13 protein-coding genes are annotated in these 14,113 nt (G+C 70.3%); 7 read left to right on the top strand and 6 right to left on the bottom strand.

What is annotated here, in order from left to right:
• Positions 1–8 precede the first annotated feature (8 nt).
• Positions 9–905, top strand: a complete 897-nt coding sequence (locus tag ELQ94_RS17310; protein WP_166404772.1) for a hypothetical protein — start codon at positions 9–11, stop codon at positions 903–905.
• A gap of 11 nt (positions 906–916) precedes the next feature.
• Here the strand turns inward: ELQ94_RS17310 and ELQ94_RS12195 are convergent, their stop codons facing one another.
• Together ELQ94_RS12195 and ELQ94_RS12190 are read right to left on the bottom strand one after the other, a co-directional pair.
• On the bottom strand, positions 917–1,339 hold the full coding sequence (locus ELQ94_RS12195; protein WP_127050631.1) for a hypothetical protein: 423 nt from the start codon (positions 1,337–1,339) through the stop codon (positions 917–919).
• Between the two features lie 65 nt (positions 1,340–1,404).
• The gene (locus ELQ94_RS12190; protein WP_127050630.1) at positions 1,405–2,067 is read right to left on the bottom strand and encodes a biliverdin-producing heme oxygenase; all 663 of its coding nucleotides are present in this window, start codon (positions 2,065–2,067) and stop codon (positions 1,405–1,407) included.
• A gap of 112 nt (positions 2,068–2,179) precedes the next feature.
• On the opposite strand from ELQ94_RS12190, the gene ELQ94_RS12185 reads away from it, so the two are divergent.
• Genes ELQ94_RS12185 through ELQ94_RS12165 form a run of 5 tightly spaced genes read left to right on the top strand, consistent with a single transcriptional unit; the run spans position 2,180 to position 7,697 of the window.
• Positions 2,180–3,268 carry a heme/hemin ABC transporter substrate-binding protein gene (locus ELQ94_RS12185; RefSeq protein WP_166404770.1) on the top strand — a complete coding sequence of 363 codons (1,089 nt, stop codon included), beginning with the start codon at positions 2,180–2,182 and terminating at the stop codon, positions 3,266–3,268.
• A complete protein-coding gene (locus ELQ94_RS12180) occupies positions 3,265–4,437 on the top strand; it encodes a FecCD family ABC transporter permease (RefSeq protein WP_127050628.1) in 1,173 nt (390 codons plus the stop codon). Before ELQ94_RS12185 ends, ELQ94_RS12180 begins: the two co-directional genes overlap by 4 nt.
• Before the next feature lie 35 nt (positions 4,438–4,472).
• Complete coding sequence (locus ELQ94_RS12175) at positions 4,473–5,333, top strand: heme ABC transporter ATP-binding protein (protein ID WP_243696999.1); 861 nt, start codon at positions 4,473–4,475, stop codon at positions 5,331–5,333.
• Positions 5,326–6,435 (top strand): hypothetical protein, encoded by a 1,110-nt coding sequence (locus ELQ94_RS12170; protein ID WP_208007672.1) that lies wholly within the window; start codon positions 5,326–5,328, stop codon positions 6,433–6,435. Before ELQ94_RS12175 ends, ELQ94_RS12170 begins: the two co-directional genes overlap by 8 nt.
• Positions 6,432–7,697: a hypothetical protein gene (locus ELQ94_RS12165; RefSeq protein WP_127050626.1), complete on the top strand. Its 1,266-nt coding sequence runs from the start codon at positions 6,432–6,434 to the stop codon at positions 7,695–7,697. Before ELQ94_RS12170 ends, ELQ94_RS12165 begins: the two co-directional genes overlap by 4 nt.
• 6 nt (positions 7,698–7,703) lie before the next feature.
• Here the strand turns inward: ELQ94_RS12165 and ELQ94_RS12160 are convergent, their stop codons facing one another.
• Positions 7,704–8,720, bottom strand: a complete 1,017-nt coding sequence (locus ELQ94_RS12160) for a WxL protein peptidoglycan domain-containing protein (RefSeq protein WP_127050625.1) — start codon at positions 8,718–8,720, stop codon at positions 7,704–7,706.
• A 180-nt stretch (positions 8,721–8,900) separates the two neighbouring features.
• A complete protein-coding gene (locus ELQ94_RS12155; protein ID WP_127050624.1) occupies positions 8,901–10,340 on the bottom strand; it encodes a hypothetical protein in 1,440 nt (479 codons plus the stop codon).
• A gap of 407 nt (positions 10,341–10,747) precedes the next feature.
• Here ELQ94_RS12155 and ELQ94_RS12150 point away from each other — a divergent pair, with 407 nt between their 5' ends.
• A complete protein-coding gene (locus tag ELQ94_RS12150) occupies positions 10,748–12,106 on the top strand; it encodes an HNH endonuclease signature motif containing protein (protein WP_166404768.1) in 1,359 nt (452 codons plus the stop codon).
• Positions 12,107–12,170: 64 nt separating this feature from the next.
• Here the strand turns inward: ELQ94_RS12150 and ELQ94_RS12145 are convergent, their stop codons facing one another.
• Both ELQ94_RS12145 and ELQ94_RS12140 read right to left on the bottom strand, forming a co-directional pair.
• Positions 12,171–13,070, bottom strand: a complete 900-nt coding sequence (locus ELQ94_RS12145) for an ATP-binding cassette domain-containing protein (protein WP_127050622.1) — start codon at positions 13,068–13,070, stop codon at positions 12,171–12,173.
• Complete coding sequence (locus tag ELQ94_RS12140) at positions 13,067–14,110, bottom strand: ABC transporter permease (protein ID WP_127050621.1); 1,044 nt, start codon at positions 14,108–14,110, stop codon at positions 13,067–13,069. The genes ELQ94_RS12145 and ELQ94_RS12140 overlap by 4 nt, the downstream gene beginning before the upstream one ends.
• Positions 14,111–14,113: the final 3 nt, after the last annotated feature.

The following is a 14,113-nucleotide window of genomic DNA, read 5'->3' as shown; positions in this document are numbered from 1 at the left end:
CTGTGGGCGTGAACCGAGATGAACCAGATCGCCCCGAGGACGACGACGAGGGCGTCGAGGTCTTCGCTGCCGGGTCCTGGCCGCAGATCAGCCCACTCGCGACGCTATGGGGGACCAACGCGACCCTGGGCGAACGTCCCGACTGGGCTACCGCCGCGACCTTTCTGACGAAGGCGATGGATCGTCACCGCGAGGCGGCCGAGGCCTACGCGAAAGCGCTCCTGACCGACGCGGACATCGGCGAGTTGAACAGCGCGACCGCCGCTCTCGAGGAGTCGATCGTGAGTCTCGGGCTCGCGCGGGCGATGCTCAGGGATGACGCGCATTTCGAACGCGAGATTTCCGCGTCCAACGAAGACGAAGACGAAGACGGCGACGGCGACGGCGACGGCGACAACGACGGCGACGGCGACGGCGGATGGTTCATCGGATTCAGCGACTCCGGTGAGTTCGACCGTCCTCCCCGCGACGAGCTTCCCGTGACGCTCGCCCCCGATATCGTTCTCGTCGACAGTTCGACGACCGTTCGCGTGCGCGATGTGCGCGTGTACACCAAGGGCGTCCTCCTGACACTCGACATCGCGATGCGCTCGGAGAGCGGATGGAACACGCGCGAGGAGATCGACCTCACACAGCGCTTCTCCGATTCCCACCTGGACGAACACCACTCCTTCGGAGGGGAACAGCCCGGTCCCGAGCTGACCGACTCACGGGTGGAGACGTTCGATCGTGCTCTCGTCGGGTGGCGGCAGTATTGGGTCGACACGCGAGACGCCGTCGAGCCCGTGGTCATCCGGATCAAGAACCCGCTCGATGAGTCCGCCGATGACTGGCTCGTCCCTCTCGACATGTCGGTTCTCGCTCATGCTCGAGAGCGCGTAATCGACCTGTCGAACGCCCGGTAGGTCGCGAACCTTCAGTTGACGGACTGGATGAGGTCGAGGAGCGCCTCGCCGTAGGCCTCCGCGGCGTGGTCGCTCGTGTATCGGCGATCCTCCCCGTCGATGCGCGCGACGACCGTGTAGACGGTGCGTCCGCGCAGCCCCTCCTGGAGGCGCGCGAGGGAGACGAAGGCGCCGCGGAGCAGCTCGCGCAGCTGGTCCTCGCGCGGAAGCCACAGGGCGTCCTCGAGCGAGACCGAGTCGAGCGCCCACTCGGTGGTGCCGTTGAAGCCGAGGATCGTGCCGCTCGGATAGTGCTGCGGTTCGATCGTCATGTCGCTGACGGTGAAGACGTCGCCCTCGAAGTCATCACCTTTGATCTCGAAGGCGTCACCGGAGGACGGGGCCCACGTGAGGCCGGCGGTGCGGAGACGGGACGCGAGCAGGGTGGAGATCATGGGTCCATCCTGTCGTGTTCCGCGGCGTACAGGCTGAGTGCGGCCGGATCGAACAGCCGATACGGTCAGCGACCGGCCGTCGCCACCTGCAGGTCGTCGAAGACCGCCGTGTTCGCGTCGAAGGCGGCGCGCGCCTCGGCGACGAGGGCATCCCGCTCGGCGTCGGTCAGATCGAGGGCGTCGAGGGCGTCCCGGTAGCCGCGCTTGTACGGCACGAGCGGGCCGAGGGCGTCGAAGCGGAAGTAGGAGAGCTGGTCTTCCGTGGCGCCGTAGTGGCGGCGCAGCATCGTCGCCATCACCTGGCCACCGGAGAGGTCCCCGAGGTACCGCGTGTAGTGGTGGGCGACGAGGCGGAGCGGCTCGTCTCGGGCGAGGGCCCGCAGGCGCTCCTCGTAGACGATCGTCGCGGGCAGGGCCGGCAGGGTGTCACGCCAGTCGGGGGCACCGAGGGCGGCGAGGTCGGCCTCGATCGCGGCGGCCCGGTCGAGTCGGCGGTCCTGGAGCACCGCCGGATCCGACCGCACCGTCTCACGCGATTCGAGCCCCGCGTAGATGCGCGCGAACTGGGCGAGGTAGAGGGTGTAGGCGGCGAGGTCGAGTTCCCCACCCATGAGCGCCGTCATGAAGGGTCGGGACTCGGCGGTGCGGTGCTGCGCGTCGGTGGCCTCGCGCAGCAGAGCGGCGACGCCGGGGGCCTGCTCGGCGAGCGGGGTGATGGTCGTGTCCATGGCCTCACTCTAGAGCAAAGGGTAGGTTTACCTAAGTAGTTAATCTGGTTAGGGTTGGCTTACCTTCCCTCGCTGCCATCGCGACCCCATCGATCGAGAGCCTCTCCTCACCGTGACCACCCCCCGCCGCCCCTTCATCACGGCCGCTTTCGCCGTCGTCACCCTCCTCCTCTCGGGGTGCACGAGCACCGGGAGCGCGACGGGCGAGGACGCGGCCACCACGCCCCGCCTGGCCGATGTCGCACCGATCGCCGACCCGGCCGCGTGGGACGGGCCGAGCACGGCCGTCGCGCCCGCCTCACCCGTCGACCCCGTGACCGTGGGCGAACAGTCCCTGCCCGCGATGATCACGGACGCGCAGGGCACGACCGTCGAGGTGGACGACACCTCGCGCATCCTCGCCCTCGACATCTACGGGTCGCTCTCGCGCACGGTGTTCGAGCTCGGCTTCGGCGATCAGGTCGTCGGACGCGACATCTCGAGCGGCTTCGCGGAGATCGCGGACCGTCCGCTCGTGACGCAGAACGGCCACGACCTCAACGCGGAAGCGATCCTCGACCTCGCGCCCACACTCATCATCACCGACACGAGCCTCGGCCCGTGGGACACCGTGCTGCAGATGCGGGACGCGGGTATCGATGTGGTCGTGGTCGACTCGCACCGGTCGCTCGACTCCATCGGTTCGCTCATCGACGGGGTCGCTGCGGCCCTCGGGGTCCCGGAGCGCGGCACCGCTCTCGCCGATCGCGTCACGGCATCGGTCGACGCGACCGTCGCCGACATCGCCGCCATCGCCCCGGCGGACGGCGAGCGCCTCCGCATGGTGTTCCTCTACGTCCGCGGCCAGTCGGGCGTCTACTACCTCTTCGGGCAGGAATCCGGCGCCGACGCGCTCGTCTCGGCGCTCGGAGGCGTTGACGTCTCCTCGGAGATCGGCTGGACGGGCATGCGGCCGGTCACCGACGAGGGACTCGTCGCCGCGAATCCGGACCTCATCCTCGTCATGACCGGCGGCCTCGAGTCCGTCGAGGGTGTCGACGGGCTCCTCGAGGCGCTCCCCGCCCTGCAGCAGACACCGGCCGGCGAACACCGACGGGTCGTCGACATGGCCGACTCCCAGATCCTGAGCTTCGGTCCGGACACGGCGCGCGTGCTCGAGGCGCTCGCCGTGGCCGTGTACGCCCCGGATCAGGCCGGATGAGCGCCGCGATCGCGCGGGTCGCTGCCGCCCCCGGTGACGACTCCGACGACCCCACCCCGCTCGACCGCGACTCCGATGCGGTAATCGCGCATCATCGTCCGGCCCGACGGCGCCGCACCCTCACGTGGTCGCTCGTCGTCGCGACCGCGGCTCTCGCCGTCGTGTCGGCGGGTCTCGGCCAGCTCGCCATCCCCGTGCCGGAGATCCTCGGGTCCGTCGCCCTCCACACGAACGACGCCCTGTCGACGATCGGCCTCGGCGGGATCCGACTGCCGGTCGCCGCGGTCCCGAGCCACCCCAACGCCGATGCGACGCTCTGGTCGATCCGGATCCCGCGCATCACCATGGCCCTCCTCGTCGGGGCCGCCCTCGCCGTGGGCGGCGCGCTCATGCAGGGGGTCTTCCGGAACCCCCTCGCCGAGCCGGGAGTCGTCGGCGTGTCGTCGGGAGCCGCCGTGGCGGCATCGGTCGCGATCGTCTCGGGTGCGACCTTCGCGGGCCCGCTCACCTCGCCGCTGTTCGCCTTCGTCGGCGGGCTCGTCGCGACCTTCCTCGTCTACCTGGCGGCCCGATCGGGCGGGCGCACCGAGGTCGTGACGCTCGTGCTCACGGGAATCGCCGTGAACGCGGTGTGCGGCGCGGGCATCGCGCTCGCGACGTTCCTGTCCTCCACGCAGCAGCGTGAGCAGATCGTGTTCTGGCAGCTGGGTTCGCTCAACGGCACGCGCTGGCAGGACGTCGCGATCGTCGCACCGGTCACCGCGATCGGGATCGTCGGCGCCCTGGCACTCGCGCACCGCCTCGATCTGCTCGCCCTCGGCGAGCGCCAGGCACGCCACCTCGGCGTCTCCATCGAGCGCACGCGCGTGATCGCGATCGTGCTCGTCGCCGTCCTGACGGCGGCGGCGGTCGCGCTCTGCGGCATCATCGCGTTCGTCGGCCTCGTGGTCCCCCACCTCGTGCGACTCGTCCTCGGGCCGGCTCACCGAGCGCTCCTCTCGGTGAGCGCCCTCGGTGGCGCACTCCTCCTCCTCGCCGCCGACACCGTCGCGCGGACCGCCGTTCCCTACGCCGACCTGCCGATCGGCATGCTCACCGCGCTCGTCGGAGGCCCCTTCTTCTTCTGGTTGCTGCGCCGCACGCGCCTCCGTTCCGGGGGCTGGGGATGACGGCGGTGGGGGCAACGCCGGTGGAGACGACACCGGTGGGGACGACACCGGTGCTCGAGGCACGGGGCCTCACGGTGCGATTCGGGTCGCGGGACATCCTCTCGGGCGTCGATCTCGCAGTGCGCGCGGGCGAGCTCGTCGCCCTGGTCGGTCCCAACGGGGCGGGCAAGTCGACCCTTCTGCACGCCCTCTCCGGAGACGTTCCGGCGTCGAACGGCGTCGTGGAGCTCGACGGGCGCCCCCTCCGCGCCTCCTCCCCGATCGATCTCGCGCGACGGCGATCGGTCCTGACGCAATCGAACGAGGTCTCCTTCCCCTTCTCGGCGCGCGAGGTCGTCGAGATGGGCCGCGCGCCCTGGCGCGGGCGTCCCGAAGCGGACGCCGACGAGGCACACGTCGCCCGCGCGGTGGCGGACGCCGAGATCGCCCCGCTCCTCGACCGATTCGTGACCGAGCTGTCGGGAGGCGAGCGCGCCCGCGTCGCCTTCGCTCGCGTGCGGGCGCAGGCCTGCCCGATCATCCTGCTCGACGAACCCACGGCGAGCCTCGACATCCGCCACCAGGAACGGGTCGTGGAGCGGCTCCGCGCCCATTCCGACGCCGGCGGCGCAGCCGTCGTCGTGCTCCACGACCTCGATCTCGCAGCGGCGTACGCGGGGCGGGTGGTGGTGCTCGACGCGGGTCGGATCCGGTCGGACGGATCGCCCCGCGAGGCCCTCTCGAGCGCGCTGCTCTCCGAGGTGTACCGCCACCCCATCGATGTGCATCCGGAGGGGCATACCGTGCGGGTGCGCCCGGTCCGGACCACTCGTCCCACGTCCGCTGCCCTGCCCTCGGCTCCCCACGCCGAACGACACCTCGATCCTCGCCGGAAGGACCACTCGGCCCATGACTGACTCCCCCACCCGCCGACGAACGCTCGGCGCCTCGATCCTCAGCGCGGCCGTCGTGGCGACCCTCCTCGCCACGACGGTGCTCACCGGATCAGTCGAACCCGCGGCCGCCGCGGGCCGCGTCTCGGTGGAGAGCGAGACCGGAGGGGCGACCGCGGACCCGGACTACGCGACGACCGTGACCGTCACAGGCGCGGGCTTCCAGTCGATCGCGGGCGGCTTCGGCGGCGTTTACGTGCTTTTCGGCTGGGTCGCGGACGGAACATCGTGGCAACCGAGCGAGGGAGGCACCGTGGGCACGGACTACCGCTACGTGCCGGATTCCGAGGCGAAGGACAACCAGGGCTTCCAGCGGTTCGTCGCCTTCCCCGGCAGCGAGACGGAGGACTCCGCGAACGCCGTCATGGCCGCGGACGGGTCGTGGAGTGTCGACATGATCGTCCCGGGGGCGTCGTTCGAGAGTCTCGACCGTTCCGGCGAGGTCTCCTCCGTCGATTGCCTCTCAGTGACGTGTGGCATCATCACGATCGGTGCGCACGGCGTGAAGAACGCCAACAACGAGACCTTCACCCCGATCGACTTCCGCTCGACGACCGGAGCCGGCGAGGAGACGCCGCCGGCATCCGGTGCGGATTCGGGTGGGCCCCCGAGCGACACGGCGGCGACCGCCGCCCGGGTGGGTTACACGACCACCACGGCCGTGCCGGGCCAGGCCCTGAGCTTCACCGGGCAGGGATTCGACCCCGGCGAACTCATCGTCGCCACCCTCGACGACGGGGTCTCCGCCGTGGGGCCCCTCACGGCCGGTGCCTCCGGCGAGATCGCCGGGGTCCTGCCCCTGCCCGCCGATCTCCGCGTCGGAACGCACCTCCTCACCCTCACCGGTGCGGCTTCCGGCCGGATAGCGGAATCGAACGTGACCGTGTCGGCCGACCCCGCCGTGATCCCGTCCGCCACCGACCCGACCGCGCTCCCCACGTGGCCGTACATCGTCCTGGGGGTCGCGGTCCTCGTCGCGCTCGTCCTCCTCATCCTCAGCATCGCGACATCGATCCGACGTTCGGTCCGAGCACGGGCTGCTCGACGCACCGAGGTGACGGCGTGAGGCGCGAGCGCGCGGCGGGCGCGATCGTTCTCGCACTCCTCTCCGCGGCTCTCGTCCCGTCCGCGGCTCTGATGCCGACCGTGGCGATCGCCGCTCCTCTGTCCGCTGAATCCGACGACGGCGTGCCGATCGACGTGACGGTCCCGGAGTCGACGGACCCGGCGGCGCCCACGGCCGGCACGGTCGACGACGCGCAGTTGCGCTGGGGCCTCAATCGCGAGACGAGCGGCGGGGCGTTCGCCGGCGGCTGCAACTTCCTCAGCGCCGGTCTGGCGGGAGACTCCGGCGGCGCCCGCGTGTGGGGCGCTGACGACGGCCTCTACGCAGCGCAGAGCGGTGACGTCGAGATCGTGAAGGCGACCGCAGACGGCGAGTGGGAACGCGCGAGCTTCGCCACGAAGTGCCTCGACGCGGCCGGAAACGCCGTGACCGCGGCTTCGACGGCATCCTCCACCGACTCGCAGGTCGTCTACACGGGCGGAACGGGCACCTTCGGCCGCGATGGCGTCGACCTCCGCTGGACCGGCTCGTTCACGGTCGCGTTCTACGGCGGAATGACCTACTGGAGTGCGACGGACCCTGTGCTGGAACTCGACGCCTCGGGCAACGGCCGGCTGACCGCCACTCTGAGCGGCTTCGGTACGAGCATGGAGGACATGACGAAGTGGGAGCCGATCCCCGGCCGCACCGTCGTGCTCGCCGAGCTGCGCGGTGCGGCCCTCCTCGACACCGGCTTCGAGATCCTGCCGGAGTACCTCGGAGTCGATGCGGCCGGCGCCGGCCAGGTCGCTCGGACGGACACGAACGCCACCTACTGGGGCGCCTTCCCCGCGACGTTCCTCGGGTTCCAGAAGCTCACCGGACAGACGGGCTACTGGATCACCTCGGGCGGGCAGCGAGACCCGGCGAAACCCGCGACGACGCTCGTGGTCAACGCCGAGGCCGAGGCCCCGGCGATCGTGCCGACGACCGGCGGCTCCGGAACCCCGTCCGGTGCGGTCCCGCGGAACGACGTGATCGCGTCCCCGCGCGCCGGGTCCGCACCAGCGACGACGACGGATCCGCCACCCCCGGCGATGCTCGCCGCGGCACAGGCCTGGTCGAGTGTGCAGCGCGGCGCGGCCGGTCTTGTGCCGGAGGCCACCGACCTCGTCGCGCCCCTCGTCCTCCCCCTCGGCGGTACTGTGCTTGCGGTGCTCGTCGGCATCCTCTCCGTTCTGAACATGGCGGGCCGGTTGCGATTGCCGTGGTCGAGGAGCTGAGGCGCGTCACGCGCGCCGTCGCCTCCGCAACACCAGCATCACGGCGGCGATGATCACGGCGATCGCCACCAGGATCAGCAGGGTGGCGACGGGCACGGCGGGGAGCCGGAACGGCTGGACGACCGAGTCGAGCTGAGCCGCTCCGATGCCGACGCTCGTGGGGATCACGTTCACAGCACCGTCGAGCCAGAGGAGCGCCGCGACGCCCGAGAGGGACTGCCGCACCTCGACCGTCGAGCCCGGAAGCACCTCCGCGAGCTGCTCGGCCCCCGTCGATACGGGGGCGACACCGAACGGCCCGTGGGCAGAGCTCGCCGCCACGGCGGTCACGCGGGTGTCTCCCGTGTTGCGCAGCGAATACACGATCTCGAGGTCGCCGAGAGCGAGCGGATTCCACGAGCCGGTGAACGCGACGGTGGGCTCGGACACCTCTACGGCGGGCGACAACTCACCCCCGACACGCACGAACAGGCGGCTTCCGAGTCGACGGTCCACCTGCACCTGCGCGCCGGAGTCCTCGGACAACAGCGACGTGACGATACCCGCGGGATGGTCACCGGGGCGCGCGTCGGCGGGGACGGAGAGCGTGAAGGGGACCGAACGGGTCTCCCCCGGTTCGAGCGTCACCTCGGCGGCTCCGAGCTCCACCCAGGTGCCCGCGTCGACGGACTGCTCACCCGCGGGGAGGAGATCGATGTTGCCCTCCCTCGTCGTGAACGCGTCGGCGGCATAGACGCGCAGGGTCAGGGGTGCCGCCCCGTCGTTGCGGATGTCGAACGCGTCGGAGACGCTCGCCCCCGCGTCGAGTGCGAAGTCGAAGAACGGCCGCCCCGTTCCCCGCGCGGAATCGGCCGGTGCGACACTCCAGCTCGCGCCGTCAGCGGGCGTCGCGGTAGAGGTCGACGTAGCCACGATCGGCTCAGCGGCGGCCGAGGACGCGGCGGGGATGCCGCTGAATGCCACTGAGACGGCAACGGTGGCCGCGAGGACCGCGGCGGGGAGGGACGATCGGGCGCGGGTCATCGGGAAACCTTCGTTCGGAGGGGTGATGCACAGGTGACGGAACTGGCGCAGAGGTGACGGAGCTGGCGTGGAGACGGCCAGCGGTGGCGACAGCCAGGGGTGGAGAGGATACGACGGCGGGAACCGACGAGGGGCGGTGCCGGCGAATCGCCGGCACCGCCCGTTCGTTCCGTCGGCGGATCAGCCGAGTGCGGTCACCGTGAGCGTGGCGGAGTAGTCGCCGGCCGCCGTGTCGCTCGGGATCACGAGCGAGAGGGCGGCGTCGACGGCCGCGCTCGCCGCTGCCGTGCTCGACGCGAGGGTCGCCGATGATCCGAGGCCCGCTCCCCCGCTCAGGGTGGAGGAGACCGGTGCGCCGGCCACGACACCCGCTCCGGCCTCGGAGACGCTCGGGGTCCAGCCGAGGTAGCCGGCGGAGAAGCTGCCGTCCTCCGAGGCGAAGTCGGAGACGCTGCCCGAGATGCTCCACGAGTACGCACCCGCTCCACCCGAGCGCGTGTCGGTCACGGCGATCGTGTTGAGGGAGCCGTCCGCGGTGAACGTGCTCCCGGCCTGGGTCGCGGTGCCGAGATCCACGGCGGCGGCGGACGTGAACGCCCACCCGAAGCTGCCCGTTTCGGGCTCGGGCGCTGCGGGCACCGTCACGTCGATGTCCTGCTCGTCCTCCGCCGGTTCGGTGCCCGGGTCGGTACCCGGGTCCGTGCCCGGGTCGGTGCCGCCCGCTGTGAGCTCGTACGACACGTCGAGGGGCGTCGTCGGCTTGGCCGCGTCACGGGATCCGCCGGAGCTGTACCAGTAGCTGCTCTGGCCGGTGAGCTGCTGGAAGTCGACGAAGCTCTGGGGGAACGAGCCCCACGTGGCGCCCGTCGTGGACTGGGGAGTGCCGGCAGTGGTCACGGTCTCGCCGAGGTAGTCGGGGGTCACCGTGAGGCCGTCGTCGTCCGTGGCGGCCGCGGTGATGTCGGCGAGCACGATCTCGCGGCCCGCGATCGGGACCCACTGCGTCATGTCCTCCATGCTCGTGCCGTAACCGGAGGCCGTAGCGGTGAGCTGCCCGTTGCCGGAGCCGTCGAGCGTCAGGACGGGGTCGGTCGCCGTCCAATAGGTGAGGCCGCCGTAGAAGGCCACCGTGAACGATCCGGTCCAGGCGATCTCGGTGGAGCCGTCGGCGGCCACGGTTCCCGCGCCCCCGTCGAAGACGACGGCGTTCTTCGTGAGCGACGTCGTGGAGGAGGCGGAGACGGCCGTGCCCTGCGGGGTCTGGCACTTCGTCGCCCAGGTCGGCTGCTGGAGCTCGCCGGCCGCGTTCGGCTTCACGATCGTGACGTTGCCCGACTGCGTCGAGTAGAAGCCGTCCGCTTCGGTCCACAGTCGCGAGCTGCCGGTGTCGCCGGCGGTGCCGGCGCTCAGGAAGTTGCAGCCGCCGAAGAAGGCTCCGCCGCCCGCTTCGCCGCTGAGTCCCCACGTGAACGACGCGTCGGAGATCGTTCCGGCCGAGGGTGCCGCGTTCGCGGCGGTCGCCGTGCCGAGGGCGGCTCCGAGGGAGAGCGCGGCGGCTGCGACGAGAGCCGCGGCTTTCCGAGCCGTGGCGCCGTGACGGCGTGGTACTGCTGAATGCACAGGGTGTCCTTTCGGGAAGGGAAGACCAACCCTCCCCATGGCACGCCAGGGGAGATTGGTTAGGTTACCCTTAACTTACTTAGGAGAGGCTTACCTACACAAGGGCACGAGACATGCGGACCACCTCGCCTCCCGAACCCGTCTCAGAGATCCCCGCTCGCACCCCCAGCCGGCCGACGGGCACCGACAACGCGGACGACCACACCGTGCCACCGAACGCCCCACCTCGTTCCCTGGGCCTGTCGAAGGGAGGCGACCACCTCGGCCACCGAGAGCGCCCTCCGATGGCCCCCTCGGAGGGCGCGGTCCGATCCGCAACCTGTCGTCCACAGGATGATCTCTCGAGAGAAACTGACTCCTTTTCCAGATACCGTCCGAATGTCGGTGGTCTCGTGTTCACTGGACGTATGGGGGAACACGGCACCGCGCACCGGCAGGCGATCAGAGCCCTGATCGCTCAGTTCGACGCGACCCTCGCCGCCCTCGACCCTGCCCTGTTGTCCGGCGCGGAGTTCCTCTCGATCGTGTCCGAGGCGGAAGCCTTCGGTCGCCGCGGGGATGCCCTCCGGGCTCGAGTCGCGGCAGAAGCCGAGACGCGCATGGACGGCCCGATCGATACCCTCGGCGCTGCCGGTTACGCGTCCGCGAAGGATGCCGTCGCGAAGCTCACCGGTACGTCCGTCGTAGAGGCATCCCGCCGTATCCGCATCGGGAAGGGTCTGTCTCCCGGCGTTGCCCTCTCGGGCGCCCCGACCGCGCCACGTCACACGTCCGTCGCCACCGCCGTCGCGGCCGGCAACCTCGGCGTCGAGGCGGCGGATGTCATCATGCAGAACCTCGACACAGTCGCATCCCGCGTAGACCCGGTCATCCTCGCAGAGACGGAGGACAGCCTCGTGTTCCTCGCCGCCGGCACAGACACCCACCCGCCCGTGTGCGTAGATCTCGTGCGGGTGCAGATTGCCGCGTTCCTCCTCCGCATCGATCCCGATGGCGCCCGACCCCGCGAGAAGCGCGCCCGCCGGAAGCGCCACCTCACCTTCGGGCAGGAGACCCTCGACGGGTTGATCCCCGTGTCGGGGTTGCTGGTCGCCGAGGTCGGGGCCACATTCAAACGTCTCGTGGAATCCCATGTCCGGAGGGTCACGTTCACGGACGGCAGCGAACCGGCCGTGGCCGACGATCGCACGCGGCCGCAGCGCAACCACGACACCCTCGCGGACATCCTCAGCGCCGCGTCCAGAGTCAAGGACGCCCCCGAACTCGCCGGTTCGGCACCGGCCGTCCTCGTCACCGTCACGGCGACCGAGCTGGAGGACGGCCGCGGTGCGGGCTTCATCGACGGACACGCCGCCCCGATCTCGATCGACGCGGTGCAACGACTCATCGACTCCCGCGGACTGCAGACGGTCACCCTCAACACCGCGAACCGCGTCCTGGCGCTCGGTTCGACTCAGCGCTGCTTCACCTCGTCGCAGCGTCGGGCCATCACCGCGCGCGACGGCGGGTGCGTCATCCCCGGCTGCCCCACACCCGCCGGCTGGTGCGAGGTGCACCACATGATCCCCTGGAGAGCGGGAGGCGAGACCCATACGGACAACGGGGTGCTCCCGTGTTGGGGACACCACCAGCGGATCGACTCCGGACCGTGGCGATTGTCCATGCCGGACGGAGTCCCCCACGTTGTGGGACCCGGGTATCGCGAGTGGACCCCCACCGTCGGGGCGCGCACGCGCGCATCCGCCCCGCGCACCCTCACCGGCTGACATCCGCCGGCCGTTCAGGGTGCGCGGAGACGGGAGGAGGACACATCCCCCTCCCGTCCCGAGTTCACCCCCGCCGCGGTCGCCCGCCGTCCGGCCGGCCGGGCTGCCGCTCGGCCTCGGCTTCGAGCTGCTGGACGATCGGAGATGATCCGCCGAGGGTCCGCTCGAGCTCGTGCGCGAGCGATTCGAGCTCTGCACCGCCCGCCATGAGGCTCGTGAGCTCGTCGAGAGTGATGTCCTTCTTCGCGAAGTCGCCCAGGCTCGTTCCCCGGTTGAGCAGGAGGAACCGGTCGCCCACCGGATACGCGTGATGCGGATTGTGAGTGATGAACACCACGCCCAGGCCCCGGTCGCGCGCACGCGCGATGTACTTCAGGACGACGCCCGACTGCTTCACACCGAGCGCCGCCGTCGGCTCGTCGAGGATGAGGACACGAGCACCGAAGTAGACCGCGCGGGCGATGGCCACACACTGACGTTCTCCACCGGAGAGCGTGCCGATCGGCTGATCCACATCGCGGAGGTCGATGCCCATGTTGTCGAGCTCGGTGTAGGTGATCTTCTTCATCTCACCCACATCCAACCGCCGGAACGGCCCCACGCCGCGGGTGATCTCGGAGCCCAGGAAGAAGTTCCTCCACACGGGCATGAGCGGGATGACCGCGAGGTCCTGGTAGACGGTCGCGATCCCCGCATCGAGGGCGGCACGCGGAGACGAGAACGTCACCGGCTTCCCGTCGAGGAGGAACTCGCCCTCGCTCGGCGAATGCGCTCCGGCCAGGATCTTGATGAACGTCGACTTTCCGGCACCGTTGTCTCCGAGGACGCATGTCACCTCCCCGGCCTTGACCGACGTCGAGACGCCCGAGAGAGCGTTCACGGGGCCGTAGCTCTTGCCGATCCCGGTCACCTCGACGATCGGCGCGGCCTCGGAGACCGCGGGTCGTGTACCGGTCGCGCTCATCGTGAACCTCCCGCTCGAGTCCTGACGAAGTGGTTGAGGAAGACGGCGAGGAGGAGCATCGCGCCGAGGAACGTCCGCAGCCAGTTCGTGTCCCACTGCGCGAACGTGATGCCCTGGAAGACCATGCCGTAGATCAGGGCACCGAGCGCCGCTCCGATGGCCGAGCCGAACCCTCCGGTCAGGAGGCAGCCGCCGACGACCGCGCAGATGATGTAGATGAACTCCTGCCCGACGCCCGTGTTCGCCTGGACGGTCGACGTCCGGAACAGGGAGATCATGCCCACGAGCCAGGCCGCCGCGGCCGTCGTCATGAAGAGGCCGATCTTGGTCCGCAGCACCGGCACACCCACCTGTCGTGCGGACTTGAGTTCGCCGCCGACGGCGAAGATCCAGTTTCCGGCCCGGGTCCGCAGGAGCACCCAGGTGGCGATCGCCGTCGCCACGAACCACCAGAGCACCGACACGTAGAACGTGCCGCCGCCGATCTGGATCGATGCACCGAAGAGCGGCTGGATCGTGTCGTAGAAGGGCACGCTCGTCATGCCCTGGATGGCGACCTGACCGGTGATGAGCTTCGTCACCGCCAAATCGATCCCCGCGAGGACGAAGAACGTCCCGAGCGTGACGATGAAGCTCGGAAGCCCCGTCTTCATCACGAGGAGCCCGTTGATCGCGCCGATCGCGAGAGCCAGGACGAGGGAGATCACGGCGGCGACCCAGATGTTGAGGCCGTAGTGGCTCGTGAGGATTCCGACGACGAGGGCCGTGAACCCCGTCATCACACCGGCCGAGAGATCGAACTCCCCGCCGATCATGAGGAGGGCGACCGCCACGGCCATGATGCCGAACGTCGACGCGGATTCGAGCCACACCCCCGCACCCGAGAGGGTCATGAAGGTCGAGGTGTAGACGGAGAAGAACAGCATCACCGCGAGAGCCGCGACGAGGGCTCCGATCTCGGGCCGGCCGAGGATCTTCCGGAGGGGTCGGTTCTCCAGGCGGGGCCTGTTACCGACGGTCACGATATCGGTCGTCGTCATCGT

This window comes from Labedella endophytica, from assembly GCF_003990045.1.
Classification (GTDB): Bacteria; Actinomycetota; Actinomycetes; order Actinomycetales; family Microbacteriaceae; genus Labedella; species Labedella endophytica.
Note: the sequence above shows the minus strand (reverse complement) of the source record. Positions and strands in the feature narration are given on the sequence as shown.